Raw genomic sequence first — 23,098 nt, forward strand, 5'->3', positions numbered from 1 at the left:
CAATAGTAGGCAGTGGGTTCCTATTGATTCAGTCCGCGGGGAATCGATTCTTCAAGGTGGCGACTGCACGCCAGCCTGGCGCTACGTATGGACACTCAATATTTAGCGTCGACTGCCGATACCCTGGTATGCAAATGACTTGCCTCCACGACTAGCGGGAATGTATGCCTGACGATCTCCCCACTATCTTTGTTTCACCCGCCAATCGCACAAGCGTGGCCCTGACCCGCGCTTCGCTGTTCAAGTTTGTCGGTCTTTTGGCCGGGGTGTTCTTGCTCGCCTGCTGTTCACTGGTTTATGTGGCGCAAAATCTGGATCAAGCGAAGGAGGCTGACAGTGCGTTCTACACGAAAAAAGCCGTGGAATCGTTGGAAAAATCCCTGCGCTCGACCGTCAAGGATTACGCCTTTTGGGGGGATGCCTACAAGCACTTGCATATCGAGGTAGACCCGGACTGGGCGTACGTCCGACAAAATGTCGGGACGACACTTTTCACAGACTTTGGATTTCAGGGCGTGTTTGTCGTCAACGATGTCAACCGCACCGTTTATTCCGTGGTCAAGGGAGAGATGGCGTCAGTTGAAGTCGAACAATGGCTCGAGCAATCCATCGATGTGATTCTCGAAAAGGCCCGCGAGGGAGCGGAAAGCGAAACACCGACCACTACCTTCATCAATGTTGGAGGAGTACCAGCCCTGGTCGCCGCCGCTGCGATTACCCCGGGAACCGATCCGACGGTCATGGCGGATGACAGGTCGGCATCGGTGTTGATTTTCGTCGACATTCTGGACAGCGCCAAGCTCGCAACCATAGGCCAGGACTTCGGGGTCGATGGCCTGCACATGGCCACTCCCGACGAAGGCCCCCTGGTGTCTGGTTACCCCTTGGGCGAGACCGGTGCAGCAGGCAGTTTGCATTGGCGTCCGCACAAACCAGGCCTGCAATTACTGGCGCTGGGTTTACCCCTGGTAGGCATCGCTGCGCTGTTGGTGTGCCTGATGACCTGGGTCATCTTGCGTCGTACGACCGCCGCCGCGCAGGCGCTGGACGCCAGCTATTCATCGCTGCAAAGCAGTCAGGCCGACCTCGCCACCAGTGAGTCGCGCTTTCGCGATGTCGTCGAGGCCAGTTCGGATTGGGTATGGGAAATGGACGCTGGCTGGCGCTTCACTTATCTATCCGAGCGGTTTGAAGCTGTCACGGGCCTTTCCAGGGAGGCATGGATTGGTGCGGCGATGGATGATCTGCTGCGCACGGAACTAGGCACATTATCCCAGTGGCTCAGTATTCCAAACCGTCGTCCGGACATCAGTGTTCAGTGTCGCTACGTCGATACAAATGGCAATGAGCGAATCACCCGTCTTTCGGCGCGAGCAATGGCCAGTGGAGGATTCCGGGGCACAGCAACCGACGTCACGGAGGAGGTCGAAGCCCGTCGGCGAATCGAATTCCTGTCACAACATGATGCCCTGACCGGACTTCCCAACAGGACCCGATTACAAGAGTTTCTTGATGGCAAACTCAAAGCGTTGCCGACAGTAGAACAACCCTTGGTCATGCTCAGTCTGGACCTTGATCGATTCAAGCCGGTCAATGACCTGCTAGGGCATGCTGCAGGTGATCTGGTGCTTAACCAGGTGTCGAGCCGCCTGGCAGATTGTGTGCGCCACGGCGACCTTGTCGCCCGGATTGGAGGGGACGAGTTCGTCCTGATACTCACCGATGTCAGTTCCCAGGAGGAAGTCGAGGCGCTGTGTCGCCGTCTCATCGAGTCCATCGAGCAACCGATACAGATCCATGAACAAGAAGTGTTTGTCAGCGCCAGTATCGGCATCGCCATGGCGCCAAATGATGCTTGCGAAGCGACCGAGCTACTCCGTTATGCCGATATCGCGTTGTACGAAGCCAAGGCTGGAGGTCGCAACACCTGGCGTTTCTATGCGGGGGATATGAACGCCCGGATTATCGAGCGGCGTCGTCTGGAAAGCGATCTGCGCTTTGCAATCAAACACGGAGAACTTCGACTGCATTTCCAACCGCGTTACCGTATCTCAGACGGGCAGATGGTCGGCGCCGAAGCCTTGGTCCGGTGGCAACATCCTGAGCGCGGTCTGATACCTCCCGATACGTTCATACCCATCGCTGAAGAATCCGGGCTGATTCTTTCATTGAGTGACTGGGTCATCGACACCGCCTGCCGTTGCGCCGCACGCTGGCCGGAACATTTGTTCGTATCGATCAATCTTTCACCCAGCGAATTCAAGCGGGGCAATCTGATAGAGCGCGTGCAGAAAGCCCTGCACAACTCGGGAATCGCGCCTGCCCGTGTAGAGTTGGAGATCACCGAAAACGTCATGCTCGAAGATGCCCCCGGCGCGCTGGAGCTGATGCGTACCTTGAAGCACCTTGGCGTACGCATCGCCATGGATGACTTCGGCACGGGGTATTCTTCACTGAGTTATTTACGCAGCTTTCCCTTCGATGGCCTGAAGATAGACAGGAGCTTTCTGAACAACCTGGTTGGAAGTGATGATGAGTCGATCATCCAGGCGATTGTGGGATTGGGCCGCGCGTTATCACTCACTGTCACGGCAGAAGGGATTGAAACCGCTGAGCACTTGAAGTTGCTGAAGGCGGTGTCGTGCGATGAAGGCCAAGGCTTTTTTCTGAGTCGGCCGCTTGATGGTGACGCCTTTAACTTGTTGGTGAAGGCCAGGAAAAATACGGTCATCAAGAGCAGGGTTTGAGGGGGATCCAGGATTTTCCCCTACGAAGATGTCCATCAAGCAGCCGATAGGGCAGAGGTGCTCGAGGGTTTCGGTCAGCCAAACCTGGGCTCGGGATCTGTGGTGGAATCGAGGGTACTAAATGGGGGGTTGGCCAACGTCCGCAAAGGGACCCAAATCTATGCCCATTGGATGGGGTCTTCAGGCCGATTACTGCCCTGACGAAAGACTGTAATCGACCTCATGCCACTCTAATTCGGTTCCCGCCATGGATCGACGCGTGGTAAGCGTCGGCGATCGAGGAACTAAACGGTTCTGACTGCCAAGGCTTTTTGCCGACGATACAGAATCGTCGTCGCCGTGAACCCGCACATCGCCGCGAACATCAGCCAGTAGGCAGGTGATGCCTTGTCGCCCGTGGCCTGGACAAGCAGCGTCGAGATTGCCGGGGTAAAACCGCCAAACACCGCGGTGGCCAAACTGAAGGCCAGTGAAAACCCGACTACCCGCACGTTTTGTGGCATGACTTCGGTCAGTGCCGCGACCATGGCGCCGTTGTAAATGCCAAAGAAGAATGAGAAGTACAGCAGAACAGCGAGCAGTCGTTCGAAACTCGCCGCCTCTGCCAGCCAGTGCATGGCGGGATAGGCAGTGAAGATGCACAGCAACGATATCGCCAGCAACAGCGGCCGACGGCCAATGCGGTCGGAGAGGGCGCCGCCGATAGGCAGCCAGATAAAGTTGCTGATGCCGACCAGCAATGTGACCACCAGGCTGTCGGTGGTGCTCAGGTTCAGTACTGTCCTGCCAAACGTCGGTGTATAGACCGTAATCAGGTAGAACGTGGTGGTGGTCATGGACGCCAGCAAGCCGCCCGCCAGTACGGTGCGCCAGTTGTCACGCATCGAGCGAAAAACTTCGCGAGTCGTTGGAAGATGGCTGCGAGCAGTGAAGGCAGCGGTTTCTTCCAGTGAGCGGCGAATAATGAAAATGAACGGGATGATCACGCAGCCAATGAAGAACGGAATACGCCAGCCCCAATCGGCGATTTCAGCGGCTTGCATCGTGGCATTGATCGTGTAGCCCAACGCGGCCGCGACGACGATCGCCACCTGTTGGCTGGCCGATTGCCAACTGGTGTAGAAACCGGTGTGACCGGGGGTGGAAATTTCCGCCAGATACACGGAAACACCGCCCATTTCCGCGCCGGCGGAGAAGCCCTGTAGCAGCCTGCCCAACAACACCAGAATCGGTGCCGCCACGCCGATGGTGGCATAGCCCGGCACCAGGGCGATCAATACGGTACCGGCGGCCATGATCGACAGCGTTACGATCAGCCCCTTGCGACGGCCCACCTTGTCGATGTACGCCCCCAGCACAATGGCGCCTAACGGTCGCATCAGGAATCCGGAGCCGAATACCGCGAAGGTCATCATCAGCGAGGCAAACTCGCTGGTGGCTGGAAAGAAAGTCTGGGAGATGTAGGTCGCGTAGAACCCGAACAAAAAGAAGTCGAACTGCTCGAGAAAGTTACCGCTGGTGACCCGCAAAATGGCGCCCAATTTGGACCCCTTGGCTCGGGCTGTTGCCGTTGTCGTTTTCATCATGGCTACCGTTATGCTCGCTATTGTTTTTGGAATGAGTGCTTTTATCTGTCAGTCGCTGCCGGCGTTGATCGGGTTGGGTTGACGCTTCTCGATGGCGTGTTTGAGCAGCGCTGCGCTGCGGAATATTCCATGGGCAAATTTGCTGTAGGGCATGGTCAGGAAAAACGCCATGACCAGTCCGAGATGGATAGCCAACATCAAGCCCAAGGCGCTGGTTTCACGCAAAGCCAGTAGCGCCAGGCCGCTTGCGCTGACCAGAAACAGCAGCGCGATGAAGCCGCGATCCATGGGTTTTTGGTTCTCATCGCCGTGCGCAGGGTTGCGACGCAGGTTCAGCCAAAGAAGACCCGCCGGGCCGATCAGCAGGCCGATGCCACCGGCAATACCCAACATCACAGGCAAGCTGAAGATCGGATAAGGCGCCGACCACTTCAGCAGATAGTGAAAGAGCGTGGCGACACCGGTTGCAGCGAAGCACAGCATGAAGCCGTAGAAGGTGAGGTGGTGGAATCGGCGTCGCCACAAGGTGAATTGATCGTCGGCGTTGTTGCAGCCTTCGCCATGGCCGCCGTCCAGGTATTTGAGCTTCGCGACGTTGGCCGTAGCCTCCAATGCAGCGGACGTTTTCAACGGCAGTGGCGCGGCGACCGGTGAAACGTTGCGCCAGAAGCGCCGTACCCCCATGGTCAGGGCAAGTACCGCAAAGCCGAACACTGAGCCGAACATCAGCGCCAGGGTGTTATGCGGGAAAATCTTGTAGAAGTCGCCCCCGGGAATGGCCGTGAACAGGTTGCCCATGAGCATCAGGGTCAGGCATAAAAACAAGGCCAGTCCCCCTCCGGAAGCCAGCGCCAGGGTCAGGCCGTTGCGCTGATATAACCTGCCCATCACTTGCGGCCAGGCGTATTCGGCGTAAGTATCCAGGCGCACTTTGGCCATGGCTTTGGGTATGTTGACGTCGAATTCATGTGGGGCGGCGTACTGACAGGCGTGCAGGCACGCGCCGCAGTTATGGCACAAGTTCGCCAGGTAATGGATGTCGGCCTGAGTGAATTCCAAGCGCCGGGTCATCGCCGGAAATACCGCGCAAAAGCCTTCGCAATAACGGCAGGCATTGCAGATGGTCATCTGCCGCTGGACTTCACTTTCGTCAAGATTCAACACCGGGATCAACCCGCCCGACGCTTGGGGATCAAACAGTTGCATGTCGAGACTCCGTGTTTGCAGATGAAACGCCAAAGCCCACCGAAGCGGCCGCCTGCACACCGGCGATGCGGCCAAACGCGGTACCGATGGCCATGCCGATGCCGGCGGTGTAGCCCTTGCCCAGAACATTGCCGGCCATCATTTCTCCCGCGACGAACAGGTTGGGGCTCGCTTTGCCATTGAAATGCACGGCAGCGGTTTCGTCGGTGGCGAGGCCGAGGTAGGTGAACGTGACACCCGGTTTAAGCGGGTAGGCGTAGAAAGGTGGTTTCACCAATGGCCGCGCCCAATGGGTTTTGGCGGGCGTCAGTCCTTGGGTGTGGCAGTCGTCCAGCGCCGTGTGATCGAACGTGCCAACGCGGCAGGCGCTGTTGTAGTCCTCGACAGTCTTGACGAATTTTTCTATAGGCAGCTTCAACTGGCGAGCAAGGTCTTGCAGAGTATTGGCGGTGGTTCCGGGAAAGACCGGCGGCATGAAGCGGCCGATGGCTTGTTGATCGATGATCGAATACGCCTGCTGACCGGGTTGTCCGGCCACCAGACGCCCCCAGATCGCATAACGTTTTGGCCAGAAATCCTCACCTTCGTCGTAGAAGCGTTCGCCATCACGATTGACCACCACACCCAGAGATACGCAGTCGATTCGGGTGCAGATGCCGCCGTCGTAAAGTGGCGCGCGGGCATCAATCGCGACCATGTGTGCTTGCGTCGGATCGCCGATCACATCTGCGCCAAGGTCGAGCATGCGCCGTAGCAAAATGCCGGTGTTAAATCGGGTGCCCCGGATCAGGAAATTGTCCGATGGCCATTCACCGCGTTCGTTCTGACCCCAGGCTTCGCGCAGCCATTCACGGTTGGATTCGAAGCCGCCGGCCGCCAACACGCAGGCCCGGGCTTCAATGCGTTCTGCGGCGAAGCGCTGACCATCGACCTCATGTTCGCCCACATGGGCGGCGACGAATTTCCCCTCATCCAGCTCGATGTCGGTCACTTGCGTGTTGTAGCGAACTTTTACACCCAGGCGCTCGGCGCTGCGGAAATACGCATTGACCAGCGCTTTGCCGCCGCCCATAAAAAATGCATTGGTCCGCGCCACGTGCAGCGCGCCGGACAGCGGTGGCTGAAAATGCACGCCGTGTGAACGCATCCAGTCGCGGCAAGAAGACGATGCCCGAATGGCAATGCGTGCAAGCTTTTCATCCGTGAGGCCACCGGTGACCTTCAACAGGTCTTGCCAGTATTCTTCTTCCGGATAGGCATCGATCAGCACGTCCTGCGGTTCGTCGTGCATGCACCGCAGGTTACGGGTGTGTTGGGAGTTGCCACCGCGCCAGATTTTCGCAGAGGCTTCCAGCAGCATCACGCTGGCGCCCGCTTCTCGCGCCATCAGAGCGGCGCACAAGGCAGCGTTGCCACCCCCTATGATTAAGACATCGATCATTATCGCTCCTCGATTTGCAAGGAAGCGGGAACGAAGTGCTCCTTGCGAGTGGGGAGAACGATAGGGTGGGCAAGGCGTGGCCGAAAGGCTGCTTTTGACGCGGGGTGTTTAGTTTTTCTAAAGGCGTTGTCAGGAGAGACTTATGTGTGTCCGGGGTTGTAGGAGGATTACGGGTCTACCCCTTCTATCCACGTAGCTCCTGGCCACTGTTTGTCGACGACCAACTGTCGCGCCACATCGACGATGACCAACCGCGTTGCCAGCGCCGCCGGAGAGAGTTCGTCGTCAGCCAGCGTCGCCAGAAGATTACGCCGGCCCACATGGGGATCGGCAATCCTGATCAGTGAAAGTCCGGATCCGTCTTTCAATGCAGCGGCCGCCCCCGGTTGTATCGTTGCCGCATGACCGGCCCGAACGGCGTTCATCAAAACAGCGAGACCGTCGACTTCCATAATGACATTGGGTGTTAGCCCGACCCGCTCGAACGCGCTCATCAATGCCGAGCGCAATCCATGTTGCGCGCTGGGCATCACCAGCGGCAGGCCGCCGAGGTCGGCTAACTGCACGCTGTCACCAGAAGGCGCTTGAGGCAGGCTGGGCGAGGCAATGACAAACAGCTTTTCATCCAGCAGCGCAGTCACGCTCCAGCGTTTACCCCCTTCGAGCTGGAACAGGATGGCCAGGTCAATTTGCCGTGCGTTGAGCTGCGCCGCCAAGTGACCGGAAAGCATTTCTACCAAATGCAGTTGTATGTCCGGATAACGCGCACGCATTGCGTTGATCAATGGCAACGCGAGCACCGTTGCGGTAGTCGGTGGTAAGCCGACGCTGACATAACCGCTCATTCGCCCGCGATGGGCGGCCATGATTGCGTTTTCCGCCTGGCGTAGCGTCAATTGGGCATGGTGTAAAAACGCAAATCCGGCGCTAGTGGGCGTCACGCCGGTGGAGGTTCGATTCAGGAGGCGGGTGCACAGTTCGCTTTCCAGCTTGGAGATTTGCTGACTGAGGGCTGACACGCCAACGTCCAGTTCAAGTGCCGCACGCCCCAGGCTGCCAAGCTCGATGATTTTTACGAAATAGCGCAGTTGTCTCAATTCCAATGTGGCTGCTCCCCGCGAATTTGTTATTCAAATACCTGAGCGTTTGCCACGCAAGTTGCGAAGCCCCAGAGGCAGCATTGTCGCAGGTATGGGTTGACCATTGAGCGCGTGCGCTCTGCGTGCTGTGAACATTACGCTCAAAGGTCTCTGAGGAATCATCGCCATGGCTATTCAATCGCGCCTGACACCCCTTGACGAAGCACAGATGAACGAGGCCCAGCGCGCCGTTCTGAACGAAATCCTCAACGGCCCGCGCGGTAACCTCGACGGGCCCTTTCTGGCCTGGATTCACAGTCCCGGACTGGCCAGCCACGCACAACGACTGGGCGCATTCTGCCGTTATGGCACGCGGCTGGAGCTGCGTTTGACCGAGCTGGCGATCCTCTACACCGCGGCATGGTGGCAATCGCAGGCCGAGTGGCAGATTCATGAGTCCATCGCACGCTCTGCCGGCCTGGTCGATCCGATCATCGAAGCATTGCGTCAGCAAACTTTCCCACCCTTCAATCGAACAGATGAACTGTTGGTTTATCGAGTGGGCAAGTCGCTGTACGAGACCCGGCGTATCGACGATCTGCTATACGCTGACGCTGACGCTGTCTCTGCTGACTATCCAAGCACCGACAGCTTTTACGCAGGACGAGCGCGTTAATTGATCTGCACAATGACCGGACCTTCCGTTACGATCGGCGGGGCCGCGTGGATATCTGATGCATTTTTCTGAATCCACTCACGTGCGACTTTCAAGCTCGCATCGCTGCCGGCCTTGTCCGTGCAAACAGTCACCGACGTACCACCATCACCCGTATTCAGCAGTGTGTAGCTTACGAGGCCAGGCACTGTTCGCAGGGTAGCTTCGACGTCGGTTTTGCGCTCTTCCAGACGCTCGAAAAGCTGCTTTGCTCCAGTACCCAAGTAGTTTCTTATAACCGCGTACATAGTCGTCTCCTTTGCGAGCAGCGTCTTGATGCCTATGCAAATCCGCTGATGGCCGCTATCACCAAGGTTTCAGTTCACCCCGATTCATTAAGCTTAGCCACACGCCGGCGACAAGCGAAATGCAACGACCACCGGCCGCTTTGGCCGGACAGCGACGGCTAGCCGCTACCGTCGCAGTGGAGGGTTCGACTTCCTTCTGTTTCGATTTACAGAGCGGCTGTGTGGAGACGAGGATTAGTTCAGCGCACAGCCCGACCTATTGCTCGTAAAAGTTTTACGCAAAATTTACGGGCTTTCAGGTTGGGCATCCGATACTGCGCGGTGCTAATTTGGAACGCACCTGTTATGTCCCCTCTCAGCAATTCGGCTTATCGGCTTCATCCTGGGCATTTTTCTGATAACGCTGGCCGTAAGCATGGCCATTCCCTTGATCACACTGGTGGTCTATGGGCGTAACGACGATCTTTCAGCATTGAGCGGCGCCGCCACTGTGGTGTGTAACGTCGGGCCAGGGCGGTGCTGGGTGTATCGCTACCGCTTGATCCACATGGGTGTCAGGCACGACTCGGTCGTAGCCAACGATGAGGAAACGGATACGACGGGTCAACCAGTCGGGTTTAGTTACAGGAGAAACCCTGCAGCAAAAGCTGCAGGGCAAGTTGGCTTTTAGCCTTGACTCGAGACCGGCTAATGGGCGTCCCCTTTTTTACTCATATGACTCGCAACTGACTGACGAGTGCGGATTTTCAGCGTTGTGCTAATCGTTGGCTAAAGCCGGACTGCTGATACGCGATGCGTCCCATAAGGTCATGATTTGCGTGATTGCTTTGTCTATCTTCTCGAAGGGCTCTCCGTCCCGGGCTAAAACCGAAATCCCTAGCAGAAAGCTGTCAAACACGGTGGCCAACGCATCGGGCACCACAGTTGCCGGCAGCTCCCCGGCTGCAATAGCTCGTTCGATACAAGCCACTATGCCGGCACGGTTAGAGGCACGTGCCTGTGCGAGCGGTTGAGATATGGTTTTGCTCTCATCCGTACAGGCACTCAACAGACCCAGCGCCACCAAGCACCCTGCGGGGTGGTCGGGCTCACACTGCATTTTCGCGGAGCGCCGCAGCGTGAGTTCGATCGACTCTCCCGGGGAGAGCGTGGTGTCAAACAGGCTATCGGTCACCCGACCGTGGGTGTTCAGATAACGTTCCATCACCTCATTGAACAGCGCCTGCTTTGAGCCGAATGCAGCGTAGAAGCTGGGTGCGGTGATGCCGCCGCCGATATTTGCCTTGAGCTGGCTGAGTGATGTTGCGTCATAGCCGTGCTCCCAGAACAAATGCATCGCCTGAGTAATCGCCACGTCACGGTCAAAGGTGCGTGGACGTCCCATTTGTGCCATGTGAACCTCCTCTCGATCAATTAAATACTAATCGATATATAAGTCGTTGACTAGATCGCAGCACGCCTCCATATTGTACCGATCGGTATATATGTGAGGTGACAAATGACTACAGATGAGCGACAGAGCGGAAAGCTTCCGCTTGGGGCATTACTTGCACTGGCCATGACGGGTTTCATTTGCATTGTCACCGAGACCTTGCCAGCGGGCTTGCTGCCCGAAATTGGCAGTGGCCTGGGTGTCTCTGCGTCTCTGGCCGGACAGATGGTGACTGTCTATGCGTTGGGGTCGTTGCTGGCGGCAATCCCGCTGACTATTGCCACGCAAAGCTGGCGCCGCAGAACGGTACTGCTGGTGACCATTGTCGGCTTCCTGGTATTCAACTCCCTCACGGCGCTGTCTTCCGATTACTGGCTGACGCTGATTGCACGGTTTTTCGCCGGGGTTTCAGCGGGGCTGGCCTGGAGCCTTATCACGGGCTATGCACGGCGCATGGTCGCCCCTCATTTGCAGGGGCGCGCATTGGCGGTGGCGATGGTGGGTACGCCCATCGCGTTGTCATTGGGTGTGCCGATGGGAACCTGGCTCGGTGGATTCATGGGCTGGCGCATGGCCTTTGGATTGATGTCCGGCATGACCCTTGTGTTGATCGTTTGGGTGCTGATTAAAGTGCCGGATTACCCAGGCCAATCATCCTCACAGCGCATGCCGTTACGTCAGGTGTTCTTCACTCCAGGCGTCCGCTCGGTATTGGCTGTCGTCTTCACCTGGATGCTGGCCCACAACATTCTTTACACCTATGTCGCGCCCTTCGTTTCCAAGGCTGGGCTTAACAGTGACGTCGATTTGGTCTTGCTCACATTTGGTGTCGCGGCGCTGGCCAGCATCTGGCTCACGGGGCGACTGGTTGACCGGCACCTGCGAACAACCGTGCTGGCCAGCCTTGCAACATTCGCAGCGGTTTCGATTTTCCTCGGAGTGTTCTCAGGCTCCGCCGCGGCCATTTACGTGGGTGTCTTCATTTGGGGGCTGACCTTTGGTGGCGCGGCCACCCTGCTGCAAACAGCACTCGCCGACGCCGCAGGTAAGGGCTCTGACGTTGCGCTCTCCATGAACGTAGTGGTCTGGAACAGTGCTATCGCCGGCGGTGGACTGCTGGGTGGCGTGTTACTCGGCCAATGGGGAGCGAGTGCATTTCCGGGCGTGTTGCTGGCGTTGCTATTGATCAGCTTGGCCGTTGCATTTCGGGCACGGGCGCATGGTTTTCCGCAAGGTCAACGGCACACCACCCAGGCGATCCACAGTCATTGATCGGGGGATAACACGCCTTCGCATGGTCGTGATTTTCAGTCATAACTCGATGGAGAAATAAAATGAAAAAGCGCTTTGGATTGGCCATTGCCGCAGTCGCAATCACCCTGGCTTTGCCATGCTTGGCTCAAGCGGCAGAGTTTCCTGTTCCAGCGGGATTCAAGAGTGAATTCAAAACCATAGACGGCGTCAAGCTCCACTATGTGAAGGGCGGTTCCGGGCCTTTGGTTTACCTGGTCCACGGATTTGGTCAAGCCTGGTATGAGTGGCACACCTTGATGCCCGAACTCGCGAAGACTCACACCGTAGTTGCAGTGGATTTACCGGGCCTGGGCGAGTCGGAACCGCCCAAGACCAGTTACACTGGCACTGACGTCTCGAAATATCTGTTCGCCCTCGCGACACAACTAAGCGCAAACCAGCCGTTTGACTTGGTTGCGCATGACATCGGTATCTGGAACACCTATCCCATGGCGGTAACCCACCAAAGCCAGATAAGGAAACTGGTGTACATGGAGGCACCGATTCCCGACAAGCGCATTTACGATTTCCCGGCATTCTCACCACAGGGTGAATCGCTGGTCTGGCATTTCAGCTTCTTTGCCGCTGGCAACCAATTGGCCGAGCAGTTGATCACAGGGCATGAAAAGTTATTCCTCTCGCACTTCATCAAAGAACACGCGACCAACAAGGATGCCTTTACGCCTGAGCTGCTCGATCTTTACGCCAAGTCATACGCCAAGCCACATACGCTGAACGCGTCGTTCGAATACTACCGAGCGCTTAACCAATCGGTCACTGAAAACGTCGAGCTGTCAAAGACTCCCCTGAACATGCCCGTGCTGGCAATCGGCGGCGGAGGGCACGGCGGAATGGGGCAATTTCAAGTGGATCAGATGAAAGAGTACGCGACCAATGTAGAAGGCCAAGTCTTGCCCAATTGTGGGCACTGGTTGCCGGAGGAGTGCTCCGCTGAATTGAATCCTCTAGTGGTCAAATTCTTGAATAACTGACGGATGCTCTTGATGCCGAGTTTTCAAAACCAAACACAACGTTCTGTTCCATCCAAGCCTGAGCCAGGTTCAGATGAGCCGACGCTAGATCCAGACGATCCGAACAAATACGATCCGTTGAAAAATCCAAGCGATGATCGTCCAGAAGACTGGCAGGATCCTGGTGAGAGGACTACCCCAGAGGCGGATGAACAGACGCTACTGAGCCAGTGACCAGCACCCTCGTTGCGGGCGTGGATGGAGATGTCTGGCTCGCGCCGTCAAAAATCCCAGCGAGTCGACACCATCACATTCCGCGGATCTCCGTAGTACGACGATCTGTAGAACCCGATATTGGTGAAGTACTCCTTGTCGAACAGATTGTTCACATTCACCGAGGCGGACAGATTCTTGCTCAACTGATAGCGCGCCATCAGGTCGACCAGCCAGTACGGGTCCTGGGAGAACTCTTGAGTGACACCTTTGCCGCTGTTGTACACGTCTTGCCAGCCTTTGCCTTGCCAGCGCGCGCCGCCGCCGAGTGTGAGGCGGTCGAGGCTGCCGGTGAGTTTGTAGCTGGTGTAGAAGTTCAGTTGGTCTTCAGGCTCCCAGGTGGAAAACTTTTTGCCGCTGTCATCAAGGATGACCTTGTGGGTGTAGCCCGCTTGAACTTGCCAACCCGGTGCCAGTTCGCCGGAGACCTCCGCTTCGTAGCCTTTGGTTTTTGCCTTGATGCCGACGTAGGCCCAATCCACGAGCGCGTTGGGCGGGAGGTTGTTGTTGTAGTCGATGTCTTCTTCAGCCCGGTTTTCTTCATGGATTTCGAAGTAAGCGAGGCTGGTGTTCAGGCGTCCGTCGAAGAACTCGCCCTTGATGCCTACTTCGTAGTTTTTGCCTTCGTCGGGCTCGACCATTTTGTTGTTTCGGTCGGGGCGCAGCATCTGCGGCATGAAAATTTCGGTGTAGCTGGCGTAGGCCGAGAAGTGTTCGTCGAGGTCGTACACCAGGCCGGCGTAAGGGATGAGTTTCCCGGTTTCCCTGGAGTCGTTGCTACCGGTCAGGCGGTAGTCCGTGAGGCGAGAACCCAGCAGCAGGGACAGGTCATCGGTGAGGCTCAGGCGCGTCGAAAAGTAGCCGGCGGTCTGGCGTGTCACGTCATCTTTCCTGGCGCTGACGTTACCCCAGTCGGGCTCGTCGCTGTCGCCGTCCCATGAATAGAGATCGAAGGTGTTGTTGCCATGGGTTGCGTTGTAGTAGTCCTTGCCTTTCCAGTGCGAGCGGGAGGTCGATGCGCCCACCACCAGTTGGTGTTCGCGGCCCATCAGGCTAAAAGGCCCGGAGAGGTAGAAGTCGGCGTTATTGCTGAGGGTCCTGCCGGTGTATTTGGCGGCATAGACGGAGGCGGTCGAGGTGCTGCTCGGGGACGCGTAGCCGAGCGGGGCGTGGTAGCCGTTGAGCTGGTTGCTGAGGTTGGCTTTGGCGATCCAGCCATTTTCGAAGCTGTGTTCCAGGGTCGAGAACACAGTTCGGGTGTATTGCTGCCAGCCGCTCCATTTCGGGCCATTGTTGTAGGCGCGGGGGAAGCTGATGTCATTTCCCTGCGTATCGAACAGTGAGCGGCTGCCGGACCAGCTGGAACCCTTGGGGTCATTGTTCTGGTAGTCGGCGCCCAGGGTCAGGAGGGTGTCAGGCGAGAGGTCGAGCTCGAGAATGCCGTAGTAGACATTGGTGGTGCGTTGGTAATGGTCCATGAACGAATGTTTGTCCTGATACACCGCGACGGCGCGCCCGCGGACATTGCCGCTCTCGGTGAGCGGCCCGCTGAGGTCGAGCTCGGAACGGTAGTTGTCCCAGGAACCCGCACCCAGATCGACGTGGCCCTGGAAGTCGGACGTCGGTTTCTTGCGCACCAGGTTGATGGTGCCGCCGGGTCCGCCGGCACCGGTCATCAGGCCTGTGGTGCCTTTCAAGACTTCGACGCGATCATAGATCGCCATGTCGCTCAGGGTTTGTCCTGCCGCGTAGCCGTCGTTGCGTGTGGTCGGAACACCGTCGTATTGGAAGTTCTGGATGGCGAAGCCGCGTGCGTAATAGTTGGTTCGCTCGGTATCGAAGGTCGATACGGTGATGCCCGGGGTGTGGCGCATGACGTCGTCGATGGAGTCCAGGTTGAAGTCATCCATGGCCTGGCGGGTCACCACGGAAATCGACTGTGGTGTTTCGCGTGGCGTGAGCACCATTTTCGTCGCCGTTGCGATGGTGCCCGGCGTGTAGGAGCCCGAGCCTTCGGTGATGGTGCCCAGCTGGTTGGCGGTGATTTCTGTCGCTCCCAACGACATCGATCCCGGCGCATCAAGCCGACTCAGCAACTGGTAGCCGTCGACGCTGGCGCTGGCTTGCAGTCCGGTATCGCGCAGCACTTGGGCGAAGCCTTCATCGGTGTTGTAGGTGCCGCGCACGCCGGCACTGCTCAGGCCTGCCACCTGGTGCGACTGGAAAGAGATCGGTGCGCCGGCGGCCTGGGCGAAGCGGCCAAGCACTTCGCCGAGCGGGCCGGGGGCAATGTCGAAGGCCTGGGCTTGCTGTTGCGCATACGCCAGCGTCGGCAGGGCGAGCGGCAGACTGCCCAGCAGCAGATGGCTGGCAAGCAGTAAACCGTTGCGGGTGAACGAGGTTGAAGCCATCTTGCGGGTGCTCCTTATAAGTGTTGGCCAAGGGAAGGACGCACCAGATTTGGAAACATGAAATGGCTGGTGAAAATGGGTGCTTCATGCAGTTGTAGAAAACACTGATAACGCAATACCCGGCTTGCCGGCGATGATCGTTGACGATGACGCGTGCGGTCTGGTTGAACGCGGCGCACTGGAGTCCATCGCCAGCAAGCTGGCTCCTACAGGGGACCGTGCCCACGGGGAAATGAATTGACCTGGAAGGTCGAATAAAATTAACGGGTCTGGTGCTTTAACGAGACGCGGGTGATCCAGGGGCTGTAGGTCTGCACCTCGATTGGCAGGGTGCGGGCCAGCAGACGCAGCGCGCGGTCGCTGTCGTCGGCAGGCAGCATCACCGTCACGCGCAAGGCTTGCAGGGCGCTGCGATCGAACATCAGCAGCCCCGGTCGATGCCGGGCGATACGCTCAAGCACATCGGCCAGGGGTTCGTCATGGGCCAGCATCTGATGCGCGTTCCAGGCAGTTTGCAGGGCGGCGGGATCGACCTTGCTCACGGTGCCAACGCCCTTGGCATCGAAACGCACGCGCTGCCCGGGATTGAGCGTGAGTGTCTGGCCGGTGCTGTCGATGCGGGTCGAGGATTCCAGCATGCTGACCACGGTGGCCTCGCCGTTGCGTTCGACGATGAACCGCGTACCCAGGGCGCGAATGCTGCCCTGGGGGGTGTCGACGTAGAACGGACGATTGGCGTCCTTGGCCACGTCGATCAGGATCTCGCCTTGCAGCAATTTCACGCGGCGTTGCGTGGCGTCGAACTTGAGGTCGACGGCGGAGCTGCTTTCCAGTTCCAGCTCGCTGCCATCGGCGAGGTATTCATGACGCCATTGGCGGCTGTCGGTGCTGTGGTCGGCCAGCAGGTAACCGCGCTGCCAGTACTGATAGCCGGGCACACCCGCCAGGCCCAGCACCGCAAGCAGCGCAAGGCACTTGACCGCTGTCACGCGGCGTCGCGGTTGTCGCGCGCGACGCAGGGCCGTGCGTCCGTGTTGCTCCTGAAGCGGGGCGATGTGCCCCTGCAACCTCGTGATCGCCTCATGGTGTTGCGGGTCTGCCGCCAGCCAGGCACGGAAGTCCTGTTCGGTGTCGGTGTCGGTCGGGTGGTCGAGACGCACCATCCATTCAGCAGCCTGACGCAACACCGAGTGCGGGAGGATGGACTTCATGCCTGTGCGCACGCGTCGCAGGCCAGCAGCGCTTCGACCAGATCATGTTGCACCGTGCGCACCGTCACGCCCAGACGCTCGGCGATTTGCGCCTGCCCCAGGCCATCCAGATGACGCAGGATGAAGGTTTCGCGCACACGCGATTTCATCCGCGCCAAGGCCCGATCAATGGCTTCGAGTATTTGTATGGCCTGGAGGATCTGCTCCGGCGACGGTGCCTGGTCGAGGTAGGAAGCGCAGCGCTCCAGCTCTTCGCGGTAGGCCTGTTCCAGGCGCTGGCGACGACCGCTGTCCATCAACAGGCGACGGGCAACGGTAGCCAGATAGGCCTGCGGTTCACGGGGGGCCACATAAGGGCCGGCCGCCAGCAGGCGCATGAAGGTGTCTTGCGCGACGTCGGCGGCATGGTGTGAACAATGCACCCGGCGGCGCAACCACCCGAGCAGCCAGCCATGATAGCCGCGGTACAAGGCTTCAAGCGTCGATGACTCGGCGGCGGGGGAGGACTTCATGAGAATATATGGCGTTTGGTAATGTGTCGCATTCTAGTTGGCTGGCGGGAGGGTTCGCAATGGCAAAGTGCTCGTTTAGTCTTGCTCGGTATTATGGATGGATGCTTACGACTACCGGCGCCAGCGTCAGGGCTCTGCTGGCCGCAAATAGGGCTCGATAAAGCCGCAGCCAAGGATCTCGTTCAGGCGTTGCGCATCGTTCATTCGGCGAAACAGCCCAATAGTCTTCCACGGCGCGTGACCATCGACATTGGGCGCTCCGAATCCGGCCAACAGGTCGGCGATCAGTATTGATCGGGTCTCGAAAGAGATGCGTGTCAGCCCGGTGCTATTACCGACGCCGGCATGGGCATGAGCCCCGGAAAAGGCGATCAGGCTCCCCGGAGCGATATCGACGGCGATCCCCTCCTGAGGGTCGATCGCTTCCAGCAGATGCGGAATGGCTTCGTCAGCATCCACGGCATTGCGGCCGTCTCGATGGGATCGCTGCAAAATGGCGCGCATATCGAAATCTGCGCTCGAATTACCCAGCGGTCGCTGCCAGAGGCCTGGATACAAGGCGAAGGTACGCCCTGCCGCGATGGGATAGATGGGCGCCCACCAGTTGGTTTGTGCATAGATATTCGACCCCCAGGTATCGCGGTGAAAGGCGATGGTGGCCGTCGTACGGGCACGCTGCGTCGACTGCCCTGGCTCACGATGCGGCTGAAAACGCAAATGCAGGCGATCGCACGCCAGGGCATCGGGGGCGATGCCAAGGCTTTGCACGACGTCCTGCCAGCGCTGCTGGGCCTCAGCCGAGCCTGCGAAGTCGTTCTGGATTTTCGCAAAGCGCTCAGTCTGCTCAGGGTGGCTCAAATGGCGGTGGATCTGTTGCGGCGACCAGGGATGCAGGGCGTCTTCGAGGAACGCACGCGTATATTCCACCAGCGCCGTCATGGGCTGCAGGTCAGTGAAGCGAATGATCTCGCCAGCATAGATCCGGTCGTGCAATTGTCGAGCGGTGGTCGGTATGGCAAGCGAGCTGTACATGACTGGAAGTCCCCTGAAGGTGCGCCCCCTGACTTTAGATCCACGCAGTTTGTAACGAAAGTGGCAGGTGAGGCGAAAAAACGCGGATCAGGCCCGGCGGACATGAGCAACAGGCGACCTTCCAGCCGTTGATTTTTCTTTACCGATGGCTGTCAGAAATATCTTTTCCGACTCGGGCAAATCACCGCAATTTTGCCAGCGGATGAACTACGCTCCAGAAACAACCCCGCAGAACGAAGAAGCAGTGCGCAAGGACGATACGACCAGAATGCTGGTGAGAACCAACTGGCTATTCTTCGGGATCCGGCATCCCTGATCGGCACCACCGGAGTACGCTCCGTGAGAATCAAACAGCCCTTGCTTGCTCTTGTGTTGCTCACCTTGCTGTTTGAAGGCTGTACGACTCCCCATGTCCCTCACGAACCCAGTCAGGCCTTGCCGGCGAGCGATTCGGCGTTCGGTCGTTCTATCCAGGCCCAGGTAGCCCCCCATCAAGGCCAATCGGGGTTTCGTTTGCTATCCGACAGTGCCGAGGCTTTCTCCGCCCGTGCCGAGCTGATTCGCAACGCGCAAATCAGCCTCGACTTGCAGTACTACATCGTCCACGACGGCATCAGTACGCGGATACTGGTGGGCGAGCTGCTCGACGCCGCCGACCGCGGAGTCCGCGTGCGGATTCTGCTCGATGACACCACCAGCGATGACCTGGACCGAATTATCGCGACGCTGGCGGCGCACCCGCAGATGCAGATCCGTGTGTTCAATCCGCTGCACTTGGGCCGCAGCACTGTGGTGACGCGAACGATGGGCCGGCTGTTCAACCTGTCGCAGCAACACAGGCGCATGCACAACAAATTGTGGGTGGCGGACAATTGCGTGGCAATCGTAGGCGGGCGCAATTTGGGGGACGAGTATTTCGATGCCGAGCCCAACAAGAATTTCACCGACATCGACATGCTCAGTGTCGGCCCGGTTGCAGAGCAGTTGGGGCATAGTTTTGACCAGTACTGGAACAGTGCGCTGAGCAAGCCGATCGAGCAGTTTCTCTCGACCACGCCGACTACCAGGGACTTGAAAAATACCCGCACCCGGCTGGACGAATCCCTGGAGGAAACGCGCAAACAGAATCATGCGCTCTACCAGCAATTGATGACCTACACCACTCACCCACGGCTGCATGTCTGGCGCCGGGAGCTGATCTGGGCCTGGAACAAGGCGATGTGGGATGCACCGAGCAAGGTCTTGTCGAAGGGCGAACCCGCCCCGCACTTGCTGTTGACCACCCAGTTGGCCCCCGAGCTTGACGGGGTCACCACGGAGCTGATCATGGTTTCGGCCTACATGGTGCCCGGCCAGCCGGGGGTGGTGTACTTGACCGGTCGTGCCGACGCCGGCGTGTCGATCAGCTTGCTGACCAACTCACTGGAAGCCACCGATGTGCCCGCTGCGCACGGTGCCTACGCCCCTTATCGCCACACCTTGCTGGAGCATGGTGTGCAGTTGTTCGAGTTACGCCGCCAGTCCGGCGACAATGGCGACAGCGACAGCGGACCGCGTCTGTTTCACAGCGGGTCCTCCAATAGTTCCGACTCCAGCCTGCATAGCAAGGCGATGATTTTCGACCGGCAGAAAGTGTTTATCGGCTCGTTCAATTTCGACTCGCGTTCATTACTGTGGAACACCGAAGTCGGGGTGTTGGTGGATAATCCAGAGCTCGCCGGACGGGTACGCGAACTGGCCCTGGAGGGTATGGCACCCACGCTCAGTTACCATGCCCTGCTGGAAAAGAATCGGCTGGTCTGGGTCACCGAGGATGCTGGCAAACAGCATACGTTGACCAAGGAACCGGGGAGTTGGTGGCGACGTTTCAATTCATGGCTTAGCAGCACGATCGGGCTGGAGAGGATGTTATAGCTACAAAAACGGGGCCGCATCATCTCACTATCAGGACGAGGATGAATCATGCGGATGTGGAAGGGATGCATAGTGCGACTTATCAGCCAATTGACGATGGCGGCGGGTATCAGCCTTATCGCAATCGTCACTGATGGGAAGGTGCTGGCCACACCTCAAGCCACTCAAGAGATAAACGGCTTGCTGGACTTTGTCGAACACAGTGAGTGTCGGTTTGTGCGCAACGGGAGCGAATACCCAGGTCCCCGCGCTCGGGCGCATCTGGAGAAGAAGCTGAATTATCTGGAAGGCAAGAACTTGGTGAACAGCGCAGAAGACTTCATCGATCTTGCTGCCACTAAAAGCAGTATGAGTAGCCGCCCGTATGAGGTGCGATGTCCAGGAGGCGTAGAACCGGCAGGCATCTGGTTGAAGAGGGAACTGCAGAGGCAACGGCAACTTCATTGATGTTGTTCAAGTGTACTATCCGTCAGGATGACGTTGGCTTTTTTACATACATAACGTGAAGTTCGCTGTGAAAAAAAGGCCCCCGTCATCCAGAGTTGTTACTGGGTGTAAATTACAAAATGTTTTTCCATCTTCTCCAGTACTGTCCATGTCCCACGTGCACCTGGCTCGACAATAAATGCATCGCCGGCGCCAAGTTCCACTGGCTCTTTACCTTCGATTTCAATGACGCACCGCCCGGATAATACGTGACAGAACTCCCACACTTTGTAGTTGATGCGCCATTTGCCGGGGGTGGCTTGCCAGACTCCAGAAATCAAACCACGCTCTTCGTCATGGTATAGCTTGGAAGTGATTGTGGACGGGTTGCCTTCGAGTACTTCTTCAAAAAACGGGGCGTTGTGTAGGGGTTCAACTTTCTGGTCGCGAAAAACAAAAAGATCGGCGGTCATGCGTTTTCCTCATTTTTAAGGCGATGGAGTGTGGCTCAGTTTGAAGATTATTCCCGACATTCATTCATGAAGGAGTGATCGAGCCACTGTAATAGCGGTTCCTTTCGAGCGTCAATCACATTCGATGCAGGAGATAGGCCTCACCCGCTACCCGGATCAATGGGCGAGGAGTATTCACACAAGTTTTTTACAATATGTTTTTGTCACAGGTAGAGGGCTTATACTTTGAAGGGTTTTACGAGTGAAAACAAAATCGGGCAAGTGAATCGGTTTACTGGAGCATCCCATGACAGCTTCATTCAAGGTGGGTGATCGGGTTTGCTGGAACTCGGAATCCGGCGAAATACGTGGCAAGGTCGTTAAGGTGCACACCCATGATGTCGAGTTCATGGGCAAGCACCGTCCGGCCTCGCAAGACCATCCACAGTATGAGGTGAGAAGCGAAAAAACCGGCCGCTTGGCCATGCATCACGCCAGCGCATTACGACATGTGCGATAGCCGGGTGGTGTTTTGCGCGCCTCGATAGGGGGAGCAACCGTCATCCCGTTCAAAAGTACTTGAGCCAACCGATATCGCGACGGCGCGCCTTCAATGCGGCGAACCAGCGCACCGGCAGATACAGCGTTGCAGCGAGCAGCACCGCCGTCAGCCACACCGCCCAGATGCTGTCGAAACCGAAGTAGTTGCCTTGGTTCGCGCCGAACACGGCCAGGCTGATCAGGTAGATCACTTTCAGTGCGTAAAGGTGGAGCAGGTAGAAGAACATCGGCGCCGCGCCAAATATGGCCAAGGTGCTGATCCACTTGCGTTGCCGGGCCCGCTCAAAGCCAAGAAGCAGTAGCAAACCCACTCCGAGCGTCAGGGACAGGAAGAGCAGGGAAGGGGGGTATTTGGTGATGTTGAAGAAACTCATGACGGTTTGTGCGGTGCCTTCATAGGCCACCCAATGCGCGTCGCCATAACCGTTGACCAGGCGCAGTGCAACGAAGCCGATCAATGCGCCGGCGCCTGCCAGCAACAGATAGCGCTGACGCAGGGTGGTGGAGGCTGTGCGAGAGAACCAGGAGCCCATGCCGTACCCCAGGGCGATCACGCCGATCCACGGCAGAACAGGGTATGAGCTGCGCAGGCGCAGGCTGTCAGAGAAATCGATCCAGCCGCGATCATGCAAAATCGCCCAAGGCACATGCATCGCCGAGCCGACCGGGAAGTGCAGGGGATCGAGCAGGTTGTGCCCGGCGACGATGACCAGGCCCAGGACACAGAGGATTGGTCGAGGCAGCCAGACCAGTGCCGCGAGGGCAATCATGCTGACGCCAATCGCCCAGATTACCTGCAGGTAGATCACAGTGGGCGGGAGCTGGAATGTCCAGGCGAAATTCACCAGGGTGAATTCCAGCAGCACCAGGAACAGGCCGCGCTTGAACAGGAACAGCGAGACATCGTGCCTGCCCTGGTGTTTTTCGCCGTACAGGTAGGCGGACAGGCCGGTGAGCAGTACGAAGACCGGTGCACATAGATGGGCGAGGGTCCGGCTGAAGAACAGGGTCGGGTCAGTGGTGTCGATGGCCATCGGGTCGGCGACTTGACGGTGCAGGAAGAAGGTTTCGCGCACGTGATCGAGCAGCATGAAGATGATCACCAATCCCCGGAGGGCATCGATGGACATCAGGCGTTGGCTGACGCTTGTGGTGGGGGGGATTTGAGTAAAGTGGGTCATCGCAAGTCGCAGGCAGGGGGTGAATAGCGCTGTCGGTAGATAACCGACAGTCAATGAATTGTTATTCTATAACATATCATTCAATTCTGTCCTGTCCGCGCGGATTCCAGGTGTCGTAGTGCTGCAAAAGCAGATGGCGGCCTTGAGTCTTGCGGCGGCCGTGATGACGCCTGCGCCGGCAAGCCGGGCTCCTACAGGGGATCGGTGTAGTCGGCGATTTGGTGTTCGCTGCAGATCCTGTAGGAGCTGGCTTGCCAGCGAAGGCGGCCTTGAGGCTTGCGGCGGCCGTGATGTCGCCTTCGCCGGCAAGCCGGGCTCCTACAGGGGATCGGTGTAGTCGGCGATTTGGTGTTCGCTGCAGATCCTGTAGGAGCTGGCTTGCCAGCGAAGGCGGCCTTGAGTCTTGC

20 protein-coding genes and 1 pseudogene are annotated in these 23,098 nt (G+C 58.0%); 9 read left to right on the forward strand and 12 right to left on the reverse strand.

From position 1 onward, the window contains the following. The first annotated feature begins 164 nt into the window (after positions 1 to 164). Complete coding sequence (locus J2W17_RS27815) at positions 165 to 2,747, forward strand: bifunctional diguanylate cyclase/phosphodiesterase (RefSeq protein ID WP_307342428.1); 2,583 nt, start codon at positions 165 to 167, stop codon at positions 2,745 to 2,747. A gap of 284 nt (positions 2,748 to 3,031) precedes the next feature. Here the strand turns inward: J2W17_RS27815 and J2W17_RS27820 are convergent, their stop codons facing one another. From J2W17_RS27820 to J2W17_RS27835, 4 genes are all read right to left on the reverse strand, one after another. Next, entirely contained in the window at positions 3,032 to 4,333 is a 1,302-nt protein-coding gene (locus J2W17_RS27820; protein WP_307342431.1) for an MFS transporter, read from the reverse strand. A 48-nt stretch (positions 4,334 to 4,381) separates the two neighbouring features. Beyond that, entirely contained in the window at positions 4,382 to 5,539 is a 1,158-nt protein-coding gene (tcuB, locus tag J2W17_RS27825; RefSeq protein WP_138967864.1) for a tricarballylate utilization 4Fe-4S protein TcuB, read from the reverse strand. Next, positions 5,526 to 6,980 carry an FAD-dependent tricarballylate dehydrogenase TcuA gene (gene tcuA / locus J2W17_RS27830; protein WP_307342439.1) on the reverse strand — a complete coding sequence of 485 codons (1,455 nt, stop codon included), beginning with the start codon at positions 6,978 to 6,980 and terminating at the stop codon, positions 5,526 to 5,528. The genes tcuB and tcuA overlap by 14 nt, the downstream gene beginning before the upstream one ends. A 167-nt stretch (positions 6,981 to 7,147) precedes the next feature. After that, positions 7,148 to 8,083, reverse strand: a complete 936-nt coding sequence (locus J2W17_RS27835) for a LysR family transcriptional regulator (RefSeq protein ID WP_307342441.1) — start codon at positions 8,081 to 8,083, stop codon at positions 7,148 to 7,150. A gap of 163 nt (positions 8,084 to 8,246) precedes the next feature. On the opposite strand from J2W17_RS27835, the gene J2W17_RS27840 reads away from it, so the two are divergent. Next, complete coding sequence (locus J2W17_RS27840) at positions 8,247 to 8,735, forward strand: carboxymuconolactone decarboxylase family protein (protein ID WP_307342444.1); 489 nt, start codon at positions 8,247 to 8,249, stop codon at positions 8,733 to 8,735. On the opposite strand, the gene J2W17_RS27845 is transcribed toward J2W17_RS27840, so the two are convergent. Continuing rightward, complete coding sequence (locus tag J2W17_RS27845) at positions 8,732 to 9,022, reverse strand: hypothetical protein (protein ID WP_307342447.1); 291 nt, start codon at positions 9,020 to 9,022, stop codon at positions 8,732 to 8,734. The two genes, J2W17_RS27840 and J2W17_RS27845, sit on opposite strands and share 4 nt — an antisense overlap. A 340-nt stretch (positions 9,023 to 9,362) precedes the next feature. Between J2W17_RS27845 and J2W17_RS27850 the strand changes: the two are divergent. Continuing rightward, a pseudogene (locus J2W17_RS27850) lies at positions 9,363 to 9,527 on the forward strand (potassium transporter TrkH); the annotation flags it as partial. 252 nt (positions 9,528 to 9,779) lie between these two features. On the opposite strand, the gene J2W17_RS27855 reads toward J2W17_RS27850, so the two are convergent. Beyond that, positions 9,780 to 10,415, reverse strand: a complete 636-nt coding sequence (locus J2W17_RS27855) for a TetR/AcrR family transcriptional regulator (RefSeq protein ID WP_307342449.1) — start codon at positions 10,413 to 10,415, stop codon at positions 9,780 to 9,782. Positions 10,416 to 10,520: 105 nt separating this feature from the next. Between J2W17_RS27855 and J2W17_RS27860 the strand changes: the two genes are divergently transcribed. The 3 genes from J2W17_RS27860 (at position 10,521) to J2W17_RS27870 (ending at position 12,952) form a co-directional block, all read left to right on the forward strand. After that, the gene (locus tag J2W17_RS27860; protein WP_307342452.1) at positions 10,521 to 11,726 is read left to right on the forward strand and encodes an MFS transporter; all 1,206 of its coding nucleotides are present in this window, start codon (positions 10,521 to 10,523) and stop codon (positions 11,724 to 11,726) included. 62 nt (positions 11,727 to 11,788) lie between these two features. Beyond that, complete coding sequence (locus tag J2W17_RS27865; protein WP_307342456.1) at positions 11,789 to 12,739, forward strand: alpha/beta fold hydrolase; 951 nt, start codon at positions 11,789 to 11,791, stop codon at positions 12,737 to 12,739. Between the two features lie 12 nt (positions 12,740 to 12,751). Next, positions 12,752 to 12,952: a hypothetical protein gene (locus tag J2W17_RS27870; RefSeq protein ID WP_307342459.1), complete on the forward strand. Its 201-nt coding sequence runs from the start codon at positions 12,752 to 12,754 to the stop codon at positions 12,950 to 12,952. A 47-nt stretch (positions 12,953 to 12,999) separates the two neighbouring features. Here the strand turns inward: J2W17_RS27870 and J2W17_RS27875 are convergent, their stop codons facing one another. From J2W17_RS27875 to J2W17_RS27890, 4 genes are all read right to left on the reverse strand, one after another. Continuing rightward, positions 13,000 to 15,402, reverse strand: a complete 2,403-nt coding sequence (locus J2W17_RS27875) for a TonB-dependent siderophore receptor (RefSeq protein WP_307342462.1) — start codon at positions 15,400 to 15,402, stop codon at positions 13,000 to 13,002. A 260-nt stretch (positions 15,403 to 15,662) separates the two neighbouring features. Next, positions 15,663 to 16,613, reverse strand: coding sequence for a FecR family protein (locus tag J2W17_RS27880; RefSeq protein ID WP_307342465.1), 951 nt, complete (start codon positions 16,611 to 16,613; stop codon positions 15,663 to 15,665). Beyond that, complete coding sequence (locus J2W17_RS27885) at positions 16,610 to 17,125, reverse strand: sigma-70 family RNA polymerase sigma factor (RefSeq protein ID WP_307342468.1); 516 nt, start codon at positions 17,123 to 17,125, stop codon at positions 16,610 to 16,612. The genes J2W17_RS27880 and J2W17_RS27885 overlap by 4 nt, the downstream gene beginning before the upstream one ends. 126 nt (positions 17,126 to 17,251) lie before the next feature. Continuing rightward, positions 17,252 to 18,157, reverse strand: coding sequence for a hypothetical protein (locus tag J2W17_RS27890; protein WP_307342471.1), 906 nt, complete (start codon positions 18,155 to 18,157; stop codon positions 17,252 to 17,254). A gap of 339 nt (positions 18,158 to 18,496) precedes the next feature. Between J2W17_RS27890 and J2W17_RS27895 the strand changes: the two genes are divergently transcribed. Next, a complete protein-coding gene (locus J2W17_RS27895; RefSeq protein WP_307342473.1) occupies positions 18,497 to 20,071 on the forward strand; it encodes a phospholipase D family protein in 1,575 nt (524 codons plus the stop codon). A 48-nt stretch (positions 20,072 to 20,119) separates the two neighbouring features. Beyond that, on the forward strand, positions 20,120 to 20,518 hold the full coding sequence (locus tag J2W17_RS27900; protein WP_307342476.1) for a YfeK family protein: 399 nt from the start codon (positions 20,120 to 20,122) through the stop codon (positions 20,516 to 20,518). A 98-nt stretch (positions 20,519 to 20,616) separates the two neighbouring features. On the opposite strand, the gene J2W17_RS27905 is transcribed toward J2W17_RS27900, so the two are convergent. After that, the gene (locus J2W17_RS27905; protein ID WP_307342479.1) at positions 20,617 to 20,970 is read right to left on the reverse strand and encodes a cupin domain-containing protein; all 354 of its coding nucleotides are present in this window, start codon (positions 20,968 to 20,970) and stop codon (positions 20,617 to 20,619) included. Between the two features lie 286 nt (positions 20,971 to 21,256). Here J2W17_RS27905 and J2W17_RS27910 point away from each other — a divergent pair, with 286 nt between their 5' ends. After that, complete coding sequence (locus J2W17_RS27910; protein WP_307342482.1) at positions 21,257 to 21,469, forward strand: hypervirulence associated TUDOR domain-containing protein; 213 nt, start codon at positions 21,257 to 21,259, stop codon at positions 21,467 to 21,469. A 49-nt stretch (positions 21,470 to 21,518) separates the two neighbouring features. Here the strand turns inward: J2W17_RS27910 and J2W17_RS27915 are convergent, their stop codons facing one another. Next, on the reverse strand, positions 21,519 to 22,691 hold the full coding sequence (locus tag J2W17_RS27915; protein WP_307342485.1) for a DUF1624 domain-containing protein: 1,173 nt from the start codon (positions 22,689 to 22,691) through the stop codon (positions 21,519 to 21,521). Between the last annotated feature and the right edge of the window lie 407 nt (positions 22,692 to 23,098).

This window comes from Pseudomonas lini (genome assembly GCF_030812475.1).
Taxonomy (GTDB): Bacteria; Pseudomonadota; Gammaproteobacteria; order Pseudomonadales; family Pseudomonadaceae; genus Aquipseudomonas; species Aquipseudomonas lini_A.